This is a genomic window from Kribbella sp. NPDC054772 (assembly GCF_053611945.1).
Window position 1 is genome coordinate 64,022 of the sequence record NZ_JBSHBJ010000029.1, and the last position, 20,944, is coordinate 84,965.

18 protein-coding genes are annotated in these 20,944 nt (G+C 68.8%); 9 read left to right on the forward strand and 9 right to left on the reverse strand.

Annotation, left to right across the window (positions count from 1 at the left end; translation table 11 throughout):
• The first annotated feature begins 485 nt into the window (after positions 1–485).
• Positions 486–1,439 carry a type I pantothenate kinase gene (gene coaA, locus ACWGID_RS32300; RefSeq protein WP_452203054.1) on the forward strand — a complete coding sequence of 318 codons (954 nt, stop codon included), beginning with the start codon at positions 486–488 and terminating at the stop codon, positions 1,437–1,439.
• Between the two features lie 9 nt (positions 1,440–1,448).
• Here coaA and ACWGID_RS32305 read toward each other — a convergent pair whose 3' ends face one another.
• Positions 1,449–2,609 carry an MFS transporter gene (locus tag ACWGID_RS32305; RefSeq protein WP_452203056.1) on the reverse strand — a complete coding sequence of 387 codons (1,161 nt, stop codon included), beginning with the start codon at positions 2,607–2,609 and terminating at the stop codon, positions 1,449–1,451.
• 126 nt (positions 2,610–2,735) lie between these two features.
• Between ACWGID_RS32305 and ACWGID_RS32310 the strand changes: the two genes are divergently transcribed.
• The 6 genes from ACWGID_RS32310 (at position 2,736) to murQ (ending at position 10,887) form a co-directional block, all read left to right on the forward strand.
• A complete protein-coding gene (locus ACWGID_RS32310) occupies positions 2,736–3,263 on the forward strand; it encodes a 4'-phosphopantetheinyl transferase family protein (protein ID WP_452203058.1) in 528 nt (175 codons plus the stop codon).
• A gap of 103 nt (positions 3,264–3,366) precedes the next feature.
• Positions 3,367–5,949, forward strand: coding sequence for a glycoside hydrolase family 3 N-terminal domain-containing protein (locus ACWGID_RS32315; RefSeq protein ID WP_452203059.1), 2,583 nt, complete (start codon positions 3,367–3,369; stop codon positions 5,947–5,949).
• Between the two features lie 43 nt (positions 5,950–5,992).
• Positions 5,993–7,285, forward strand: coding sequence for an exo-beta-N-acetylmuramidase NamZ family protein (locus ACWGID_RS32320; RefSeq protein ID WP_452203061.1), 1,293 nt, complete (start codon positions 5,993–5,995; stop codon positions 7,283–7,285).
• Positions 7,282–9,006, forward strand: coding sequence for a serine hydrolase (locus tag ACWGID_RS32325; RefSeq protein WP_452203063.1), 1,725 nt, complete (start codon positions 7,282–7,284; stop codon positions 9,004–9,006). The genes ACWGID_RS32320 and ACWGID_RS32325 overlap by 4 nt, the downstream gene beginning before the upstream one ends.
• Positions 9,007–9,042: 36 nt before the next feature.
• On the forward strand, positions 9,043–9,930 hold the full coding sequence (locus ACWGID_RS32330; protein ID WP_452203065.1) for a MurR/RpiR family transcriptional regulator: 888 nt from the start codon (positions 9,043–9,045) through the stop codon (positions 9,928–9,930).
• 66 nt (positions 9,931–9,996) lie between these two features.
• Positions 9,997–10,887, forward strand: coding sequence for an N-acetylmuramic acid 6-phosphate etherase (murQ, locus tag ACWGID_RS32335; RefSeq protein ID WP_452203067.1), 891 nt, complete (start codon positions 9,997–9,999; stop codon positions 10,885–10,887).
• Here the strand turns inward: murQ and ACWGID_RS32340 are convergent.
• The 5 genes from ACWGID_RS32340 to ACWGID_RS32360 form a co-directional block, all read right to left on the reverse strand.
• A complete protein-coding gene (locus ACWGID_RS32340; protein ID WP_452203069.1) occupies positions 10,884–12,044 on the reverse strand; it encodes a low temperature requirement protein A in 1,161 nt (386 codons plus the stop codon). The two genes, murQ and ACWGID_RS32340, sit on opposite strands and share 4 nt — an antisense overlap.
• 139 nt (positions 12,045–12,183) lie before the next feature.
• A complete protein-coding gene (locus ACWGID_RS32345) occupies positions 12,184–13,635 on the reverse strand; it encodes a ketol-acid reductoisomerase (RefSeq protein WP_452203071.1) in 1,452 nt (483 codons plus the stop codon).
• Between the two features lie 76 nt (positions 13,636–13,711).
• Positions 13,712–14,803, reverse strand: a complete 1,092-nt coding sequence (locus ACWGID_RS32350; RefSeq protein WP_452203073.1) for a Gfo/Idh/MocA family protein — start codon at positions 14,801–14,803, stop codon at positions 13,712–13,714.
• Positions 14,796–15,569 (reverse strand): ThuA domain-containing protein, encoded by a 774-nt coding sequence (locus ACWGID_RS32355; RefSeq protein ID WP_452203075.1) that lies wholly within the window; start codon positions 15,567–15,569, stop codon positions 14,796–14,798. Before ACWGID_RS32355 ends, ACWGID_RS32350 begins: the two co-directional genes overlap by 8 nt.
• Before the next feature lie 22 nt (positions 15,570–15,591).
• Positions 15,592–16,392 (reverse strand): carbohydrate ABC transporter permease, encoded by an 801-nt coding sequence (locus tag ACWGID_RS32360; protein WP_452203077.1) that lies wholly within the window; start codon positions 16,390–16,392, stop codon positions 15,592–15,594.
• Positions 16,393–16,559: 167 nt separating this feature from the next.
• Here ACWGID_RS32360 and ACWGID_RS32365 point away from each other — a divergent pair, with 167 nt between their 5' ends.
• Positions 16,560–16,718: a hypothetical protein gene (locus ACWGID_RS32365; protein WP_452203079.1), complete on the forward strand. Its 159-nt coding sequence runs from the start codon at positions 16,560–16,562 to the stop codon at positions 16,716–16,718.
• 46 nt (positions 16,719–16,764) lie between these two features.
• Here ACWGID_RS32365 and ACWGID_RS32370 read toward each other — a convergent pair whose 3' ends face one another.
• Both ACWGID_RS32370 and ACWGID_RS32375 read right to left on the reverse strand, forming a co-directional pair.
• Complete coding sequence (locus ACWGID_RS32370; RefSeq protein ID WP_452203081.1) at positions 16,765–17,703, reverse strand: carbohydrate ABC transporter permease; 939 nt, start codon at positions 17,701–17,703, stop codon at positions 16,765–16,767.
• A gap of 5 nt (positions 17,704–17,708) precedes the next feature.
• Positions 17,709–18,941 carry a sugar ABC transporter substrate-binding protein gene (locus ACWGID_RS32375; protein WP_452203082.1) on the reverse strand — a complete coding sequence of 411 codons (1,233 nt, stop codon included), beginning with the start codon at positions 18,939–18,941 and terminating at the stop codon, positions 17,709–17,711.
• A gap of 159 nt (positions 18,942–19,100) precedes the next feature.
• On the opposite strand from ACWGID_RS32375, the gene ACWGID_RS32380 reads away from it, so the two are divergent.
• Entirely contained in the window at positions 19,101–20,177 is a 1,077-nt protein-coding gene (locus ACWGID_RS32380) for a LacI family DNA-binding transcriptional regulator (RefSeq protein ID WP_452203084.1), read from the forward strand.
• Here the strand turns inward: ACWGID_RS32380 and ilvY are convergent.
• The gene (gene ilvY / locus ACWGID_RS32385; protein ID WP_452203086.1) at positions 20,089–20,937 is read right to left on the reverse strand and encodes an HTH-type transcriptional activator IlvY; all 849 of its coding nucleotides are present in this window, start codon (positions 20,935–20,937) and stop codon (positions 20,089–20,091) included. The two genes, ACWGID_RS32380 and ilvY, sit on opposite strands and share 89 nt — an antisense overlap.
• Positions 20,938–20,944 lie beyond the last annotated feature (7 nt).

Genomic DNA, 20,944 nt, shown 5'->3' on the forward strand with positions numbered 1-20,944 from the left:
CGGTGCGTTTGCTGCGGCTCCCGCCCCCTACTATCCCCTCATTGACCCGATTCACTTACCGCTCCCCCCCCCCCCCGCCCCCCCCCCCCCCCCCCCCCACCACGAGATCGTTGCCCCGTCGCACCACCACGAACCCCTCGACGCCGAGCCCGTGCTCGGGGACGGCGGCCTCGACTTCCCGCCACAGCGGGGTCTCGCGGACCCGGGTCAAGGTGCACACGGCAACTTGTACGTCGGTGCGGAAGCGGCGCGTCTGCCGGAGCTCGGCCCGGATCGTTTGGGCCAGCGCCCCCGACGCGTGCACGGTCACTTCGGGCAGCCGTTGAGTACCGAGCCAGGCGGAATCGATCATCGGGTCGTGATCCTCGCACACCCGCTCGGTCACCGGACGGTGACCGAAAGTTTCGAGACCGTACCGTAGCTGAGACGAAGCCCACGTCCGCCTGATGTGGGTGCTTCCCGCGCCGGTGGGAAGAATGGGCCACATGCTGCAGCCGTCGCGGGAGGTGACTCCCTATACCGAGCTCGACCGGGCCACCTGGGCCCAACTGGCCGAGACCACCGTCTCCCCGCTGACGGCGGACGAGGTGGAGCGGTTGCGCGGTCTCGGGGACGAGATCGACATGGACGAGGTCCGCGAGGTCTACCTCCCGCTGTCCCGGATCCTGTCGCTGTACGTCCGGCACGCCCGCGCCCTGCACGCCGACACCGAGAGTTTCCTCGGCAAACCGGCCGCCACCCGCACGCCGTTCGTGATCGGCATCGGCGGATCGGTTGCCGTCGGCAAGTCCACGACCGCGCGCCTGCTCCGCGAACTGCTGGCCCGCTGGCCCGAGCACCCGCGGGTCGCGCTGGTCACCACCGACGGCTTCCTCTGGCCGAACGCCGAGCTCGAGCGCCGGAGCCTGATGCAGCGCAAAGGGTTCCCGGAGTCGTACGACCGCAAGTCCCTGCTGCGCTTCGTGGTCGAGGTGAAGTCCGGGATGGACACCGTCGAGGCGCCGGTCTACTCGCACCTGCACTACGACCGGATGGCCGACGTCCGGACGACCGTCGAGCAGCCCGACATCCTGCTGCTCGAGGGGCTGAACGTCCTGCAGCCGGCGCCCCGGCACGCGGACGGCAAGAGCGGCCTCGCGGTCAGCGACTTCTTCGACTTCTCGGTGTACGTCGACGCCGCCGCCGACGACATCCGCTCCTGGTACGTCGCCCGCTTCCTCAAACTCTGGGAGACGGCCTTCCGGAACCCGGAGTCGTACTTCGTCCGGTACGGCGAGCTGAGCCGCGAGCAGGCGATCTCGAAGGCCGAATCGCTCTGGGACGGCATCAACGGCCCGAACCTCCGCGAGAACATCCTGCCCACCCGCTCCCGCGCCACGCTCGTGCTCCGCAAGGGCGCCGACCACGCCGTCCGCTGGGTCAGGCTGCGCAAGCTCTGACCACGCCGCTCAGCGGGACGCCCTGATCGCCGGTACGACGGCCACGGCCACGACCGCCGCGGTCAGCGCGAACGCCACCGGGAAGCCGACCCCGCCGACGACCGCCCCGAAGATCAGCGCGCCGGCTCCCCAACCGCCGTCGTACGCGAGGTTCCAGAGCGCGCTGACCTGGCCGTAGCGGGAGCGGTCGACGCGGTTGTACATCAGCGTCAGCGTGAGGTTCTGCGCGGCGCCGAACCCGATACCGAAGCAGGTCGAGCCGATCAGGATCGCGACGGCGCTAGGCAGGAAAACCAGCGAGCCGGCGCCGACGACGGCGAAGAGCAGCGCGGGTGCGAGCAGTTTCGCGGGGCCGATGCGGTCGGCGTACCGACCGGCGAGCCAGCGCGCGGCGGGTGCAGCGATCGCCTGCAGCAGCAGGGCTGTCGCGACCATCGACTGCTTGCCCCCGGCAACCCCGAGCGGCAGGAAAGTCACGCTGATCCCAGCCGCGACGGTCACCGCGGCGAACACCAGAGTCGGCATCAGCAGACCACTGCGCCGGACGCCGCCGAGTACCTGGACGTGCTGCCCCTCGGTGCGCACCGCGGCGGGCAGCCCGATCAGCGTGACGAGACCGGCGAGCGAGGCGACGGCGGCCAGGACGAACAGCGCGCCGAAGCCGATCACGTGAGTCAGATAGACGCCGAGCGGGAGACCGATCACCGCGGGCACGCCGACCGCCACGCCGTACACGCCGAGCGCCTCGCCGCGGCGGGCGGCCGGGGTCAGGTCGGCGACCAGGGCGACCGCGCCGACGACGAGGATCGCCAGGCCGGCGCCCCGGACGATGCAGACGGCCAGCACGACCGGGAGGCTCGCGGTGGCGAGCAGGACCAGCGACGGTGCACCGAGGAGGATCAGACCGAGACCCAGGACGACCTGGTAGCCCCAGCGGGCGAGCATCCGCGGTACCAGCAGTTCGACGGCGACCGCGGAGAACATCATCGCGGCGGTCGACAGACCGACGCCGACCCCGCCGGATCCGTTGGCGGCCAGGTAGAGCGGGACCACGGAGGTGAGCAGGTACATGCTCAGCCCGGATCCGAAAACCATCACCAGCAGCCGGCCGAACTGGCCGGTCAGCAAACGCTCGGCAGCAGCTACCTGGACTTCGCACGCGGTGGTCATACTTCGAAGTTAGAGACATACCGGTACGCCCTACAGATCCAGTTCCGGCTCCATCGAGAGGACCAGTTCCCTGAGGCAATTTGTCGACAAGACTCCCCGTGACGGGACCTGGGCTACCTTCATGCGGTGGGTGTTTCCGTGCATGTGTGGCTCGCGCCGGCTGGAAACGCCCACGAGCTGTTGCTCGAACTGGCGGGAACGATGGTCGACGACCCGACTCTCGACCATGACGAGAGCGGTCGGCCGGAGATCCCCGGGCTGGCGGTGAGCGTGTCCCGGACCCACCACCTGATCGCCGTCGCCGCGTCGTACGACGGTCCGCTCGGGATCGACCTCGAAGAACGTGAGCCCCGGGACATCGTCCCGCTCGCGAACCGCTGGTTCACCGCGTCCGAGTCGGCATGGATGAACAGCCGGCCCGATCAGCTGGACGCCTTCCTACACCTCTGGACGGCCAAGGAAGCAGTCGGGAAGGCGCTCGGGGTCGGGTTGCGAGGGCTTCGGCGGGAGGTTCCGATCGGCGGCGGAGTCGTAGCATCCGCGCCCGAGCTCGAGGTGACCTACCTGCCGTGCACGGGTGGCCTTGTCGCCCTTGCGGCGCCGGTCGGAGCGCGGATCGAGCAGGGCGGTCCACTACGTGTCATCGACTCTTGACCCACCGTGCGCGCGTGGGTAACTTTCGCGTCTCGGGGAAGTATCTGTAATTCACTTACTTTGGCGCTCGCCCCTGCCCGCCCGCAAGGAGTTGGTGACACCCATGGAACTGACCCGACGCCAGACCCTCGGACTCGCGGCGGCCGCCGTCGCAGGATCGACGGTTGCCACGACGACGACCGCGAACGCCCAGACCCAGGCCGGCACCGACCGCTGGGTCCGCGAGACCCTGCGGCGGATGACGCTGGAACAGAAGGTCGGCCAGCTGTTCGTCTGCTACGCCTACGGCCCCGCCGCCGACACCGCCGACGCCCGCAACACCAGCCTGTACGGCGTCGCGACGCCGGCCGAAGTGGTGCGCAAGTACAACCTCGGCGGCGTCATCTACTTCACCTGGACCGACTCGGTCCGCAACCCGCAGCAGATCGCGGGCCTGTCCAACGGTCTGCAGGCCGCCGCGATCGCGAACAACGGGATCCCGCTGCAGATCGGCACCGACCAGGAGTACGGCTCGGTCGTCCGGGTCGGACCGCCCGCGACGCAGTTCCCGGGTGGCATGGCGCTCGGCGCGACCCGGTCGGCGGCGTTCGCCCGCGCGGCCGGTGCGATCGCCGGACGGGAGCTGAAGTCCCTTGGTATCACCACCGACTTCGCCCCGGACGCCGACGTCAACGTGAATCCGCTGAACCCAGTGATCGGGGTCCGCTCGGTCTCGTCCGACCCGGCGCTGGTCGCCGAACTCGTCGCCGGGCAGGTGAAGGGCTACCAGCGCGACGGCGGGATCGTGTCGACCGCGAAACACTTCCCCGGACACGGCGACACCGCCACCGACAGCCACACCGGCATCCCGGTCATCGGGCACACCCGCGACGAGTGGACCCGCATCGACCTGCCCCCGTTCCAGGCCGCGATCCGGGCCGGCATCCAGTCGATCATGACCGCGCACATCGTCGTACCCGCGCTCGATCCGTCCGGCGACCCGGCGACGTTGAGCCGGCCGATCCTGACCGGGATCCTGCGCGAGCAGCTCCGGTTCGACGGCGTCGTGATCACCGACTCACTCGGCATGCAGGGCGTCCGGGACAAGTACGGCGACGCGGAGATCCCGCTGCGCGCGATCGAGGCCGGCGTCGACCAGCTGCTGATGCCGGTCGATCCCGGGCTCGCCTACAACTCGGTCCTCGCCGCGGTCCGCGGCGGCCGGATCAGCGAAGCCCGGATCGACGAGAGCGTCACCCGCATCCTCGCGCTGAAGCACGCGGGCGGCCTGGTCGACCGGCCGTACGTCGACGTGTCCCGGGTCGCGCAGATCGTCGGTACGCCGGCCAACTACGCCGAGGCCCAGCTGATCGCGGACCGCAGTACGACGCTGCTGCGCAACGATGCCGGACTGCTGCCGCTCTCCCCCGCGCCACGCACGATCCTGGTCACCGGGTACGGCCCGGCCGCGCTCGCGACCGCCCTGCAGACCCATGGCGCGACGACGATCGTGAAGGACACCGGCACCACGCCGACCGACGCCAAGATCGCCGACGCCCTCGCCGCGACCGCCCAGGCCGACCTCACCGTTGTCCTCACCAACAAAGCCTGGGACACCGAGGTCACCGACAAGCTGGCCAAACAGCAGAAGCTCGTCAACGGACTACTCGGCACCGGTCGCCCGGTGATCGTCGTCCCGGTCCGCGACCCGTACGACGTCGCGTACTTCGGGCCGGCGCCGACCACGCTCGTCACGTACGGCTCCACCGCACCGTCGATGGCGGCCCTCGCGAAGGTGCTGTACGGCGAGATCGCCCCGACCGGCAAGCTCCCGGTGGAGATCCCGGCCAAGCCGGACCCGAACAGTCCGGACCCGGCTCCGGTCCTGTACCCGTTCGGCCACGGCCTGACCTTCGACGCCCGGCAGACCTCGCTGACCGTTGCGTCGTACAACATTCACGCCGGCGCCGGGGAAGACAACGTCTTCGACCTCGACCGCACCGCGCAGGCGCTGAAGGCGCTGGACGCGGACATCATCGGCCTGCAGGAAGTCGACGTGCATTGGGGCGACCGCAGCCAGTGGCTGGACACCCTCGCCGAACTCGGCGCCAAACTCGGCATGCACCCGGCGTTCGCCCCGATCTACGATTTCGACCCGCCGGCGGCCGGTCAGCCGCGGCGCCAGTACGGCGTCGGCCTGCTCTCCCGCTTCCCGCTGGTCCGCACCGAGAACCACTCGATCACGCGGCTCTCGACGCAGGACCCGAACCCGGTACCGGCTCCGGCGCCCGGGTTCCTCGAGGCGGAGCTGGACGTCCGCGGGCGGCGGCTGCACGTGTACTGCACGCACCTGGACTACCGTGCCGATCCGTCGGTCCGCCAGGCTCAGGTCGCCGACACCGTGAAGATGCTCGCCGCCGACCGTAGGCAGGACCTACAGATCCTCGTCGGCGACTTCAACGCGGAGGCCGGCGCACCCGAGCTCGCGGGCCTGTGGCGCAAGCTCTCGGACTCCTGGACGGCGGCCGGTTCGACGACCGGCGGTCCGGACACCTACCCCGCGGTCGCCGCCGACAAGCGGATCGACTTCGTGACCGTCGGCTCCGGTTTGCACGTCCTGCACGCCGAGGTGCCCGCCGAGGTCCCGGTCGCGCAGGCCGCCAGCGACCACCGGCCGATGATCGCCCATCTCTCTTTCCGCCCGTGACCCGTCCTGTCACGCCTCCAAGCCCCTGCCCCGAGGAGACCTCATGAAGCGACGCAATCTGCTCGCCGGCGCCGGCGCCCTCGCCGCCGCCCCACTGCTCGACGTACCCGCCGCGCAGGCGGTGCCCGACGGTACGGCGGTGTCCAGCCGACCGGTCCTGACCGGAGCCGAGGTGCTGGCCGCCGACGGCTGGCGGGCGCTGGCCGGTCAGAAGGTCGGCGTGATCAGCAACCCGACCGGCATCCTGTCCGACTTCCAGCACGTCGTGGACACCATGCACGCGTCCGGGAAGGTGGACATCGTCGCCGTGTTCGGTCCCGAACACGGTTTCCGCGGCAGCGCGCAGGCCGGTGGCTCGGAGGGCGACCACGTCGATCCGCGCACCGGGATCATGGTGTACGACGCGTACGGCGCGAACGCGGACAAGCTCGCCGCCCTGTACGCGAAGTCCGGGGTGGAAACCGTTGTCTTCGACATCCAGGACGTCGGCGCACGGTTCTACACCTACATCTGGACGATGTTCGAGGCGATGCTCGCCGCGGTCCGCACCGGCGCGCGGTTCGTCGTCCTGGACCGGCCGAACCCGGTCGGCGGCTACGCCCGCGGCCCGATGCTCAAACCCGGTTTCACCTCCGGCGTCGGCAAGAAGGAGATCCTCCAGCAGCACGGCATGACCGTCGGTGAGCTGGCCCGGATGTTCGACGCGGAGTACCTGCCGCTGGAGCCGAACGGCGGCCGGCTGAAGCAACTGACCGTGATCGAGGCGAAGAACTGGAAGCGCGACCAGCTGGCCGCCGACACCGGGGTTTCCTGGGTGATGCCGAGCCCGAACATGCCCACCCCGGACACCGCGCTGCTGTACCCGGGCCTGTGTCTGTTCGAGGCGACCAACATGTCCGAGGGCCGCGGTACGACACGACCGTTCGAGCTGATCGGAGCGCCGTACGTCGACTACCGGTGGACGGAGGCGCTGCAGGCCAAGGAAATCCCCGGAATCGCGTTCCGCGAGGCGTACTTCACGCCGACCATCAGCAAGAACGCCAACGTGCTGTGCGGCGGCGTCCAGGTCCAGATCACCGACCCGCACCGGGTCGAGGCGATCACGGCCGCGACGCACATGATCGTCGAGGCCCGTAAGCTCTACCCGGAGTTCACCTGGCGGGCGGAGACCCCACCCGGCCGGTGGATCGATCTGCTGACCGGATCCGATCGGTTCCGGACCCTGCTTTCGGCCGATGCGACCGCCGAAGAGATCGTGGCAGCCTGGAAGTCCGAGACGGACGCCTGGACGGCCCGGCGGGCGAAGTACCTGCTCTACAAGGGAGCTCACCGATGAAACGGTGGGCCGCGATCACGACGACTTCAGCGGTGATACTCACGATGGCAACCCCTGCCGTTGCTGGCAGCAACAATTCCGGCCGGTTCGACCACCCGTACGCCGGGTACGCGCCGAAGACCACGCTGCTGCGCGACGCGACCCCGGCGAAGGCCGGCCTGGACCCGGCGCCGATCGACGCCGCGCTGTCCCAGGTCGCCGCCTGGACGCAACCGAGCGGTACGGCGAAACCGCTGTACGCCGGTGCCGTCACGCTGCTCGGTCACGACGGGAACATCGTCACCCGGACGGCCACCGGCCAGGCGGTCAAGTACGCCGACGGTCAGGGCACCGAGCTGCCGGCGAACGAGCAGATCCCGATGCGCACCGACACGATCTTCGACATGGCCTCGGTGTCCAAGCTGTTCACGTCGATCGTCGTGCTGCAGCTGGTCGAGAAGAGCAAGGTCGACCTGGACGCGCCGATCGCGACGTACATCCCGGAGTTCGCGGAAAACGGCAAGGAAACCGTCACCGTCCGGCAGGCCCTCACGCACACCAGTGGATTTCCGTCCTGGCTCCCGTTGTGGAGCACCGGCAAGACCCCCGAGGAACGGCTGCACCTCGCGCTGACCGCGAAACTGCAGGACCCGCCGGGAACGAAGTACCTCTACAGCGACCTGAACCTGATCGCGCTCGGCGAGCTCGCGCACCGGGTGACCGGCAAGCCGCTCGACAAGCTGGTCGCCGACGGGATCACCAAACCGCTGCAGATGCGCGACACCGGCTACAACCCGGACCCGAAGAAGAAGCCGCGGATCGCCGCCACGGAGTTCCAGAGCTCGCCCCCGCGCGGGATGGTGTGGGGCTCGGTCCACGACGAGAACGCCTGGTCACTCGGTGGCGTCGCCGGACACGCGGGCGTGTTCAGCACGGCCGACGACATGGCGGTGCTGGCGCAGACCTTCCTGAACGGCGGCAGCTACCGCGGCGCCCGGATCCTCAAGGAATCCTCGGTCACCGCGATGATCACGAACTTCAACCAGGGTTTCCCGGGCAACGACCACGGACTGGGCTTCGAGCTCAACCAGCGCTGGTACATGGGCGGCCTGTCCGGCCCCCGCACCGCCGGCCACACCGGCTACACCGGCACGTCGATCGTGATCGACTTCGATTCCCGCTCGTTCGCGATCCTGCTCACCAACCGCGTGCACCCGAGCAGGAACTGGGGCAGCAACAACCCGGCCCGCCGCGCGGTCGCCCAAGGCCTCGCGCTGGCCCTCGGCGTCGGCCCACGACACGGCAAGGACTCCTGGTTCTCCGGTACGACGGACAACGCGACCAGCACGCTGTCCACGAAGGTCGTCGTACCGCTGGGCGGCGCGAAGCTCGCGTTCGACCTGTTCGTCGACACCGAGGACACGGACCTGCTGTACCTGGAGACCTCCACGGACGGATCGACGTGGACCAAGGTGCCGTTCACGGTGCGGGACCGGGGATCGATGGTCGACACCGACGGTTCGATCAGCGGTTCGGGTGACCGGCACTGGCACCAGGTGACCGCGGAACTGGGCGCCGGCCAGCGGATCGTCCGCTGGCGGTACACGAGCGACCCGCTCTACCAGGGCAGGGGCGTGTACGTCGACGGTGTGAAGATCACGAGTGCGAACGGTGTTCTTCTCGACGGTGAACACACTCCGGAATCATTTACCGCAACAGGTTGGAGACTTTCGCGTCGGTGATCCCATCTCGTGCATGGGCGCCGTACCGTGGCTGTCATGAATTCAACAACCTCTCCAGAACCCACGGGGCCGCTGCTGGTCCGGGTCCGCGCGGTGATGCCCGCGCTGGCGCCGGCCGAGCAGCGGGTGGCGAACGCGGTCCTCGCGGACCCGGGCGGAGTGGCGGCGATGACGATCTCCGAACTGGCCGAGGTGGCGTCCACCTCGGAGACCACGGTCATCCGGTTCTGCAAGCAGATCGGCGTCCCCGGCTATCCGCAGCTCCGCCTGCAGCTGGCGGCCCAGTCGGCGCAGGAGAGTGTCCGTCCGGAGGTCGGCGGCGACATCGAGCCCGGTGACTCGCTGGCCGACGTGGTCGGCAAGGTCGCGTTCGCCGACGAGCGGGCGGTCCGCGAGACCGCGCAGCAGGTCGACGTGGCGACGCTGGCCAAGGTCGTCGAAGCGGTCGTGAAGGCGCCGCGGGTCGACCTGTACGGCTTCGGCGCCAGCGCGTTTGTCGCGATGGACCTGCAGCAGAAGCTGCACCGGATCCGCCGCGTCGCGTTCGCCTGGAACGACGTGCACGTCGCGCTGCCCAGCGCGGCCCTCCTCGGCGACGGCGACGTGGCGATCGGCATCTCGCACACCGGCACGACGGTCGAGGTCGTCGAAGCGCTCGAGGAGGCCGCCAAGCACGGCGCCACCACGGTCGCGGTGACCAACTTCCCGCGCTCGCCGCTGGCCAAGACGGCCGACCTGGTGCTCACAACGGCCGCCCGCGAGACGACGTACCGCTCCGGGGCGATGTCCAGCCGGATCGCGCAACTGACGGTGATCGACTGCCTCTTCATCGGAGTCGCGCAGCAGGTGCTGCCGGACGCCCGGAAGGCGCTCGAGGAGACCGCTACCTCGGTCCGCGGGCACCGGCTCAAAGGATCCGAGTGACGTCAACCGTTTAGTCAAGGATGAACGGAATTGAAAATCCTTCAGTAGAAAACTAACATCAATCCTGTGACCTCACCGACCGAGCAGCGCAACCCGAGGACGCTCGCCATCGATGCGGTGGGCACGTCCGAGATCCTCCAGATGGTCAACAACGAGGACGCCCGGGTCGCGGGCGCCGTCGGAGCCGTGATCCCGGAGCTGACCAAGGCCGTCGACGCCGCCGTCGAGGCGGTCCGTGGCGGCGGCCGGGTGCATTACTTCGGCGCCGGGACATCAGGGCGCCTGGCGGTGCTGGACGCCGCCGAGCTGCTGCCCACGTTCCACGTGCCGGAGGGGCTGGTGGTCGCCCACCACGCCGGCGGCATGGAGGCGCTGCTGCGCGCGGTCGAGAACGTCGAGGACTCCGAGCAGGGCGGCGCCACGGATGCGGCCGCCGTGACCGATCAGGATCTCGTCGTCGGCCTCGCCGCTTCCGGAAGCACGCCGTACGTCGCCGGCGCCTTGAAGGCCGCCCGCGCGGCCGGCGCGACCACCGTTCTGGTCACGTCGAACCCCGACGCCCCACTGGCGCCGCTGGCCGACATCGTGATCGCCGCCGACACCGGCCCGGAGGTGATCGCGGGCTCGACCCGGCTGAAGGCCGGCAGCGCGCAGAAGATGATCCTGAACGCGTTCTCCACGACGCTGATGATCAAGCTCGGCCGCACCTGGTCCAACCTGATGGTCGACCTGGTCGCCACCAACAAGAAGCTCCGCGGCCGGATGCTCCGGATCCTCGGCGAGGCCACCGGCGCCGACGAGGCCGCCTGCGAGACCGCGCTGGCCGCCTCCGACGGCGAGCTGAAGCCCGCCCTGGTCCATCTCCTCACCGGAACCCCGATCGCCGAGGCCCGCGCCGCCCTGGACGCCGCCCACGGCCGCGTCGCCACCGCCCTCGCGGAGCTCGGCAACCCCTAGCCGCGCGGCACCGGCGGACGCAGGACCAGCGTGACGACGATCCCCGCCATGAAGACGGCGGTGAGCGCGAACGGCACCGGGATCAGCGGATCCAGCAACACCAGCACCGCGCCCACGGGTACGACGGCGTTCACCACGCGATCGGCGTTGTCGCGCAACGCGATCCACCAGATGCCGAGCACGAAGACCGCGATCGGGATCGTCACCGTGAAGGACGCGGCGACCTCGCTCAGCTCGGTGTGATGGGTGATCCGGTCGATCTGCACCTCGATCCCGGCCGAGAACGCACCGGCCGCGGCGAACACGAAGTAGTGCACGTACCCGTACCGCAGCGAGCGCCACAGTGACGTGATCGCGGTGTGGTGCGGCGGCCAGAAGTAGATCCACCACAGCGCGGCCGTGACGACCAGCGTCAGCACCGAGAGCGAGATCAACGGGCCGAGCTCCTCGTGCTCGTGGACCGCCTCGATGATCGCGTTCGCGGACGCGAGCAGGCTCTCACCGAGCAGGATCAGCGTGAACAGGCTGTACCGCTCGGTGATGTGGTGCGGGTGCCACGGCGTCATCCCGCGCTGCTCGGCGATCACCGGTACGGCGAGCTCGGCGGCCACGAGCAGCACCAGCACAGGTGTCTGGATCGCCTCGGGCAGGAGCAGCAGCACCAGCCACAACACCTGGACGATCGCGATCCCGCCGGCGTAGAACTGCGTGGCCCGCCGGCTCGACCCGGCCGAGTGGGACGCCCGCAACCATTGCGCGATCATCGCCACCCGCATGACGACGTACGCGAGGATGGCGACGGTGAAGTCGTGCTCGGTGAACACCTTCTCGATGCCGGCCGCCAGCACCAGGACGCCGCTCATCTGGACGATCGTGAGCAGCCGGTAGAGCCAGTCGTCGGTCGCGAAGGACGTGGCGAACCAGGTGAAGTTCATCCACGCCCACCAGATCGCGAAGAACACCATCGCGAAGGACCGCAGGCCCTCGACGACGTGCCCCTCGGACAGCGCGTGATGCAACTGCGCCGCGGCGACGCTCACCGCCACCACGAACACCAGGTCGAAGAACAACTCCAGCGACGACGCGGTCCGGCCGGGCTCGTGCGGGTCCCGCGGCAGCATCGGCACCAACCGCGACCGCGTCATCTGAGAATTCATGCCCGCCAGGCTAGACGGACAACTCCCGCAAGTCCGGCATCTCGACAGTACGTATACGTCTACTACCCGTCGTCGCCACGCTCAGCCGGTTCTCACCACCCACCGGATCCGCCGACATGTCCTGTCGAGCTGCCGATCCTCACGAGGTGACGGAGATGTCGACCGAGGGGCGGAGCTCGGCTGCGGCGGCGAGTGCTTCGTGGGCGGGGTTCTCCAGGAAGCTCTTCAGCAGTTCGGGATCGGCCGGGCTGTCGAGGTGCGGCAGGGCGATCTGCTCGTACGCCGCCTGGAACCGCGGGCCCCAGCGACGGGTGCCGAGGCGCGCGGTGCGGGAGCAGTTGTCGACCATGTAGGCGACGTCGCGGGCGTGCATGTACGGGAGCAGCGAGTCGACCGCCTCGATGACCGACTCGTTGACGATCTCCGACCACGCGTGCCCGCGCTCGGCGAACTCGTCGACCTGCGCCATCATCGTGGCCACGAACAGCCCCGCGGTCACCGGATCGAGCACCGCCGGCGCCGTACCGCGACGGGCCCGCACCTCCGCGCTGTGCGACCACATCTCACTGCCGCCGATCTCGGTCATCGGGCGGGTCGCGAGCCGCTGCTCGGCCAGGATCACGCTCCGCAGTTCGGTGCCGTCGGCAACCTCGTCGTAGATCTCCGCGACCAGGTCCCGGGCCGGTCCGTACGCCGCGGAGTACGCGCGGTCGAACAGGTCCACGTCACCGGTCGCCGCCCGCACCGCCACGATCCCGTCGTCCGAGATCGTCCGCGCGATCGGCCCGGTGATCGCCTCGGTCGACCGCTCGTACGCCGTCACCGGGTCCGCACCGTCGATCCGGAAGTGCCGGTAGAGCGCCTCCACCAGACCGTGCACGGCACCGAGCAGGATCGCCCGTTCACCGACGATGTCCGAGCGGTACTCGTCGCCCAGCGTGGTCGCGAACGTGTACGGCGAGCCGAGGCCGATCGACCACGCCAGCGCGCGATCCGTGGCGTGCCCGTCCGGATCGGCGTGCACCGCGATACTCGCGTTGATCCCGGCCCCGTTGACCGTCGCGCCCTGCTGGTACAGGCGCCGTACCGAATCGCCCATCCCCTTCGGGCACACGGCGATCACCGGATGCCCGGCCGGGAAGTCACCGCCGGTCGCAGTCAGGTGACCGAGCAGGAAACCGTGGGACAGGCCAATGGTCGCGCCGGGCTTGAGCCGCGCGAAGATCTCCTCGTGGTGCGCGGCCAGCGCGGCGTCGGCGATCAGCAGGATGACCAGGTCGGACGCGGCCGCGACCTCGAGCCAGTCCCCCAGCGTCCCGTCCGCCTCGCTGAACCCCTTGGCCCGTGCGTCCGCCGCGGACTTCGACCCCGGCCGCAGGCCCACCGCGACGGTGATGCCACTGCCAGCCAGCGAGTCGCGCAGGTTCAGCGCCTGCGCCCGTCCTTGCGGCCCCCATCCGAGGACGCCGATGCGCTCCACCCCGTGCAGCGCCGCCGGCAGCGACGGGAACAGGTCCCGCCCACCCCGCACGATCGACTCCGTGCCACCCGGCACACTCATGCTCTCGACCCGAAACACCGAACTCTCCATGCCTCAAGTCAAAGGGCGGTACCCACATTGCAGCAAGCGCAATGTACGCACCGCCCCGTTGCAGGAGCTGAAAGACTCAGTCCTGCAGACCGACCGCCTTCAGGGGAGTGGGCCAGGCCTTCAGCGCCGCGTGCAGCGCCGGGTCCTCGATCGTCGCCAGCGCCTCGTCGTACGCGTCGGTGATCACATCGGCGATCCGCACCGGTACGCCGGTGTTCGCGGAGCGTACGGCGGCCTCCACCATCGCGATGCTGATCACGTTGGAGTGCACCTCGGACTGCGGCACCGTCGACGACCGGACCGCGTCGACGAACTCGACCAGCGAGCCGGCGATCTCCTCCGGTTCATCGCCGAGGACCGAAGCCAGGGACTCGCCGGACGCCGACTCCGCGACCGGTGCGTTGTCGCCGTCCCAGGTCGCCGTACCGCCGGGAGTGCTGGCCCGCCAGCGGCCGTTCCAGGACGTCTCCAGGCCGTCCGCGCACCAGCTGCCGGTGAAGGCGAAGCGGGTGCCGTCGACGTACGTGAAGACCGCGGACGCGGCCGCGTTGCCGTCGAACCAGCTCCAGGACGGGTTGTACGAATCGCAGTACACCGACACCGGCTCGGAGCCGATCAGCTTGCGGGACAGGTCGAACTGGTGGATCGCCATGTCCACCAGCAGCGGCTCCGCCATCCGCTCGCGGAACCCGCTGAAGTGCGGCGCCTTGTAGAACTCACACGTCAGCGTCCCGATCGGTCCGAGCTCGGCGAGCTGCCGCTCGAGCGCCGCGATCGCCCGGAAGTACCGGCGGGACTGCGAGACCATCAGCAGCTTGCCGGTGACCTCGGAGGCCGCGACCATCCCGAGGCATTCCCGGACCGTCTCGGCCAGCGGCTTCTCGCACAGCACCGGGAGCCCGAGCTGCAGCGCCCGCACGCTGACCGTCGGGTGCGCCTGCGGGACGGTCACGTCGATCAGCGCGTCGGCCTGGCCGGCCAGCTCGTCGATCGACGCGGCGACCGGGACGTCGGTGAACCCGTGCTCGTCGGCCGCGGCCCGGGCCACGTCGACGTCCAGGTCGACGAGCCCGGCCAGGACGACGTCGGGGTTGGCGGCGATGGTGCGCAACCAGGCGCGGCCCATGCCACCGGCTCCGGCCTGCAGCAGTCGCAAGGGTTCAGGCATCGGCAGGCTCCTCGATAGGTCCGGTGTACCCGTGTCCGTTGAAGAAGTCGTCGGTCTCGTAACGCAGCAACGTCGGTACCTTTCGCTCGGGCAGGTCGGTGCGCACCCACGCGACCCCGTTCGCGATCACCTTACGGACGTCCTTGTGGTGGTAGACCGGGAAGTCCTGGTCGCCCGGCGAGAAGTAGAAGATCTTTCCGTGCCCACGGCGGAACGTGCAGCCGGAACGGAATACCTCCCCGCCGGAGAACGAGGACACGAAGATCAGTTCGTCCGGCACCGGGATGTCGAAGAACTCGCCGTACATCTCCTGCTGCTCGATCTCGATCGGGTGCGGGACACCCTGGGCGATCGGGTGCGTCGGGTTCACCGTCCAGACCAGCTCGCGGTCCCGCTCGCTGCGCCAGCGCAGGGTGCACGACGTACCCATCAACTTGCCGAAGATCTTCGACCAGTGTCCGGAGTGCAGCACGACCAGCCCCATACCCGACAGCACGTGCTGGTACACGCGCTCGACCACCTTGTCGTCGACCTCGCCATGCGCGGCGTGGCCCCACCAGACCAGTACGTCGGTGTTCGTGAGCACGTCCTCGGTCAGGCCGTGCTCGGGTTCGTCGAGGGTCGTGGTGGACACCTTGGCGTCGGGAAGGTTCTCGGCGATGCCGGCCGCGATCGTGGCGTGCATGCCGTCGGGGTAGATCTCCCGGACGTGCGGCTCGACCTGCTCGTGGCGGTTCTCGCCCCAGACGAGTACACGAATCGTCATAGTTTTTCCTTAGCTGGAAGGGTTATTTGACGGCTCCGCCGATGGCACCGGCGGCGATGTACTTCTGTGCGGCGATCAGCAGCACGATGGCCGGGACCGCCGAGAGCACCGCGGTCGCCATCACCGCGTTCCAGTTCTGCACCTGCGTGCCGAGGTACTGGTAGATCCCCAGCGTCACCGGCCGGACGCCGCCCTTGGTGGTCAGCGTCAGCGCGAACAGGAAGTCGCTCCAGGAGAACAGGAAACTGAACAGCCCCGCGGTGATCAGCGAGTTCTTGCTGATCGGCAGCACGATCGCGATGAACGCCCGGAACAACCCGGCGCCGTCCACCCGCGCCGCCTCCACCAGCGACGGCGGCAGCGAGAGCATGAACGACCGCAGGATCAGGATCGCGAACGGGATGCCGCTGCTGCAGTTCGCCAGGATCAGCCCCGGGACCGAGTTCAGCAACCCGATCCGTTCGTACGCCGTGTAGAGCGCGTTCGCGATCACGATCCCCGGGATCATCTGCGAGATCAGGATCGCCAGCAGCCCGACCGACACCCACCGGGACCGGAACTGCGAGAGCGCGTACGCGGCCGGGGTCGCGATCGCCAGACTGAGCACGACCGTTCCGGCCGCGATGATCATGCTGGTGACGAGATTCCCGCCCTGCTCGTCGAGCGCGCGGCGGTAGCCGGAAAACGTTGGATGCAGTGGCAGGAAACCCGCCGTCAGCGTGTTTCCGGACGGCTGCAGCGACGCGTTCACCATCCAGTAGACCGGGAACAGCATCACGCACAGGATCAGCACACCGATCACGGTGTACGCCGTACGTCGCATCGTGTCCTCCCTTCTCTGCTCTGCCGACGAGTCCAGCGGCACCGGGCGAGGTCACGTAACCTCGTCCGATGGGAAGCGATTGGACGGCTGATGAACCCCGGTCCAGAGCCGATGCGTGTCTCCTCTTCGGCTGTTTCGTTCCGATCGGCGCCGCCATCGTGGGTTTTGTGACCTGGGTCGTCGTCGACCACTTCACACCCTGCGACTGCGACGGTGAGCCCGATGCGGAGTTTTACGACTCGATGGCGGTGTTCCCGTTCGGCCTGCTCGCGTTCGTTGTCACGCTGGCGCTGTTCACCTTTGTCCTGATCCGTAGACGCCGTTAGAACTTGTCGCGGAAGTCGCCTGAGCACGTGCATGGCCGCAACCGCCCTACTCGTCGACGGCACGCCGGGTGCCGCGCAGGTAGAAGATCGCGAACACGAACGAGATCGCGATCAGGATGTTGCTGAGGGCCGCGCCCTGGCCGAACCGGAAGTCCACGAACGACTTCTCGTACGACTGGGTCGCCAGCGTCTGGGTCGCGTTCGCCGGCCCTCCGCCGGTGAGGCCGAGGATGATATCCAGCACCTTGATCGTGTAGACGACCCCGAGCATCAGCAGCACGCTCGCGACCGAGCGCAGGTTCGGCCAGGTGATGTACCGGAAGGCCCGCCAGCCGGTGGCGCCGTCCAGCTGCCCGGCTTCGTAGAGCTCTTCGGGGATCTCCGCGAGCCCGGCGTACAGCAGGGTCACGTTGAACGGGATTCCGATCCAGATGTTCACGCCGATCACCGCGATCAGCGCCACCGACGGCGAGTTCAGCCACGGCACCGGATCACCGATCAGGTGCAGGCCCATCAGCGTCCGGTTCAGGATGCCGCTGTCCTGCTCGAGGATCGACCGCCAGGTCGCGCTGGACACGATCAGCGGCAGCAGCCACGGCAGCAGGAGCAGCGAACGCAGCACGCCGCTGAGCGGAAAACGGTTTCGGAAAAACAGCGCGAGCCCGAGTCCGATGGCGAACTGGAACGCGATCGACCCGACCGTGAACAGCGCCGTGTTCAGCATCGCGTCCGAGAACAGGTTGTCGGTCACCACCGTGCTGTAGTTCTTCAGTCCGACCCACGGTGCGTCCCCCGTGAAGAACGTCCGCAGCCCGTAGTCCTGCAGGCTCATCAGCAGGTTCTTCACCACCGGGTAGCCGAACAGCGCGATCATCGCCACCGCGGCCGGCAGGACGAACAGCACCTTGGTGAGGTTTTCACCCCGGTGGTACCGGCCGCGCACCCGCGCGCGGCCGGCCACCGTCGTTCGTGTGAGCGTCACCATGCCGATCAGCCGCCGGAGGCCTGCTTGAAGGCGTCCTGGGCCGAGGCCTTACCGGTCAGCGCCAGCTGGATGGCCTGGTAGATCACCTTCGCGGCGTCCGGCCACTTGTCGCCGAGCTTGCCGGTCCGGGCCCGGGCGGTCTTCACCTGCTCGGTGAACGCCTTCATCGACGGCACCTCCTTGACGTACTCGTCGAGCAGGGCGGTCTTGGTCGGGATCGTGAACCGGGCCTTCGCCCAGGCCAGCTCGTTCTCGTCCGAGTTCAGGCACTTCACGAAGTCCGCGGCCTTCTGCTGTTTGGCCTGGTCCTTGTTCAGCGGCACCGTCCAGGCCTCGCCGCCGAGCGGCGCGACCGGCGTCTGGTCCGGCTTGTTCAGCGGGAACGTGACCACGTCCCACTTCACGTTCGGCGTCTTCTGCAGCGCCGGGATCTGCCACGGGCCGTTGATCATCATCGCGGCCTTGCCGGCCACGAACTGGTCCTTCACATCGCCCTGCGTCCAGTTGATGACGCTCTTCGACGCGGACCCCGACTTCACCAGATCCACCCACAGCTGCAGGGCTTCGGAGACCTGCGGGCTGTTCAGGTCGGTCTCGTCACCACCGTTGGTCCACATCGCCGGCAGGAACTGCCACGACCCCTCGTACGTCGCGTTCGCGTTGAACGCCATCCCGTACCGGCCGGGCTTGGTCAGCTTCTTGGCCGCGGCCTTCAGCTCGTCCCAGGTCTTCGGCGGCTGGACGCCGGCCTCCTTGAGCATCTGGGTGTTGTAGAACAACGCGATCGTGTTCGTCACCGGCGCCAGCCCGTAGAGTTTGCCGTCGTACGACGTCGCGTCGGTCATGCCCTTGATGACGCCGTCGCTGCTCAGGCCCAGGTCGTTCAGCGGCGCGAGCGCACCGGTCGCGGCGATCTGCTGGACGTCGGGGTTGTCGAGCATCAGGACGTCGGGCAGCGTCTTCGACGAGGCCTGCTGCAGCACCTTCTGGATCAAGGTGTCACCAGGCACCGTCTCCCGCTGGATGGTGATGCCGAGCTTCGACGCGCAGGAGTCGAGACCCTTCTGCACCAGGGACTTGTCCGGGTCGTTGTTGTAGTAGTCGAGGACCGTGAGGCTCTTGACGCTGTCGCCGGACGACGAGGACGACTGACCGCCGCCGTTGTTGCCGCAGGCAACCAGCAGGAGCGACACCGTCGTCGCACCCGCCAGCGCGGCGGCGATCCGCTTGCTGATCATGACATCGGACTCCTTTTAAAGCGTTTAACCGATGGACGAAGAGAAGTGGGCTGCACTTGTGATTGGGGCGGTAAACCGCTTAACTGAGGCGTTGAAGGACTATGTTCCCTAGGTCACATCGCTGTCAAGAGTTCAGCGTCGTCAAGAGGGGGTCGATCGATGGTCACGATGCGTGACGTCGCTCAGCGCGCGGGGGTTTCGATCGCGACCGTCTCGTTCCTGCTGAACGACACGAAACCCGTGACGGCCGGCACCAGAGCGCGGATCGAGCAGGCGATGGCCGAGCTCGGGTACCGGCGGAACGTCGTCGCCCGGGCGCTGGCGAGCCGGCGTACCCACATCGTCGCGATGGCGTACCCGGCGCTCGAGCACCGGTTCGGGATGTCGACCGCGGAGTTCTTCACCAGCGCGGCCGAAGCGGCCCGCAAACAGGACTACCACCTGGTGCTCTGGCCGGTCGGGAACGACGGAGTCGAGCTGCGTGAGCTGCTCGGACAGGGCCTGGTCGACGGCGTCGTCCTGATGGAGGTGCAGCTGGACGACCCGCGCGTCGACGTACTGCGGGAGTCGGGCACACCGTTCGCGTTGATCGGCCGGACGACGGAGCTCGACGGGTTGTCGCATGTGGACATCGACTTCGACACGACGGTCGAGGACGCGGTCAAGCACCTGTACGACCACGGGCATCGTCAGCTCGCGTTGATCTCCGGGGATCTGAACGATCCGCGGTTCCACGCGTACGGCCCCTGGGTCCGGACCGAGGATGCGTACCGCCGCGTCGCCGCGTCGTACGGGCTTCCGGTGGTGATCCTGCCCTGCTCCGACACCACCCAGGCCGGCAAGGCCGCCGCGGATCAGTTGCTGGCCGAGCATCCCGAGACGACAGCGGTCCTGGTCCTGAACGAGTACGCCGCGCTCGGTGTCGTCTCAGGCCTCAAGCGCGCCGGCCACGACGTTCCGGGCGACCTGTCGGTCCTGTCCCTGCTGATGGTCCCCGAGACCGCGGCCATGACCGAACCCGAGCTCACCATGATGCGCACCCCCGGCCCCGAACTCGGCCAGCTGGGTACCGAGGCATTGCTGCGCCAACTCGAGGGCGACGACCCGCTGCCGCCGCAACTGGTCCCCGCCAAGCTCTTCCCGGGCGCTACTGTCGGTCCGCCCCGCTCGTCAGGTTCCACAAAGCGGCGACCAGCGGGCGGTGCAAGTCGGCGCGGCGCACGCAAAGACCGATAGTCAGCGGGTCCAGATCGGCCGGCACCTCGACGAGCTGATCGCGCACCGCCGACGATTCGAGAACCAGCCGCGGCACGACACCGGTCCCACATCCCAACGCCACCAGGGCGAGCAGCGCCTCGTGACCGGTGGGTTCCGCGGCGATCGCCGGCTTCACCCCGGTCTTCCGGAACCAGCGGTACGCCGCCTCGCGGACGAGCCCGCGGGCGGGTACGACGTACGGCATCTCGGCATCGCCCGAGCGGGCTCGCACCAGGACGAGATCCGTGACGGCGACGGTGCGCGTGACCATGCTCTGCGGCAGGCGACGTGGGATGCCGGCGACCGCCGCGTCCACCTCACCCTCGTCGAGACGCGCCAGCGCGGCGGCGGCATCACCCGTGCGGATGTCCAGCCGGATCTGCGGATGCGCCGCCCGCAACGGCGCGAGCAGCTCGGGCACCAAGGTCTGGCACGCGGTGACGGTCGCGAAGATCCGCAGCTCCCCGCTCAGCCCACCCGGCTCGGCGGACCCGGCGCGATAGTCCGCCCACAACTCCAGCGCCTGCTCGGCGTACGTCGTGAACCGCCGCCCCTCAGCCGTCAGCACGACGCCCCGCGGCCCACGATCGAGCAGCTGTCCGCCGACCCGGGTCTCCAACCGCTGGATGGTCCGGGTCAGCGTCGCCGCGCTCACATGACACTCCAAACTGGTGCGCCCGTAGTTCAAGGTGCGCGCCAGATGCAGGAAGAGCTCCAGCTCCCGATGCTCGGTGCTCACCTCCGGC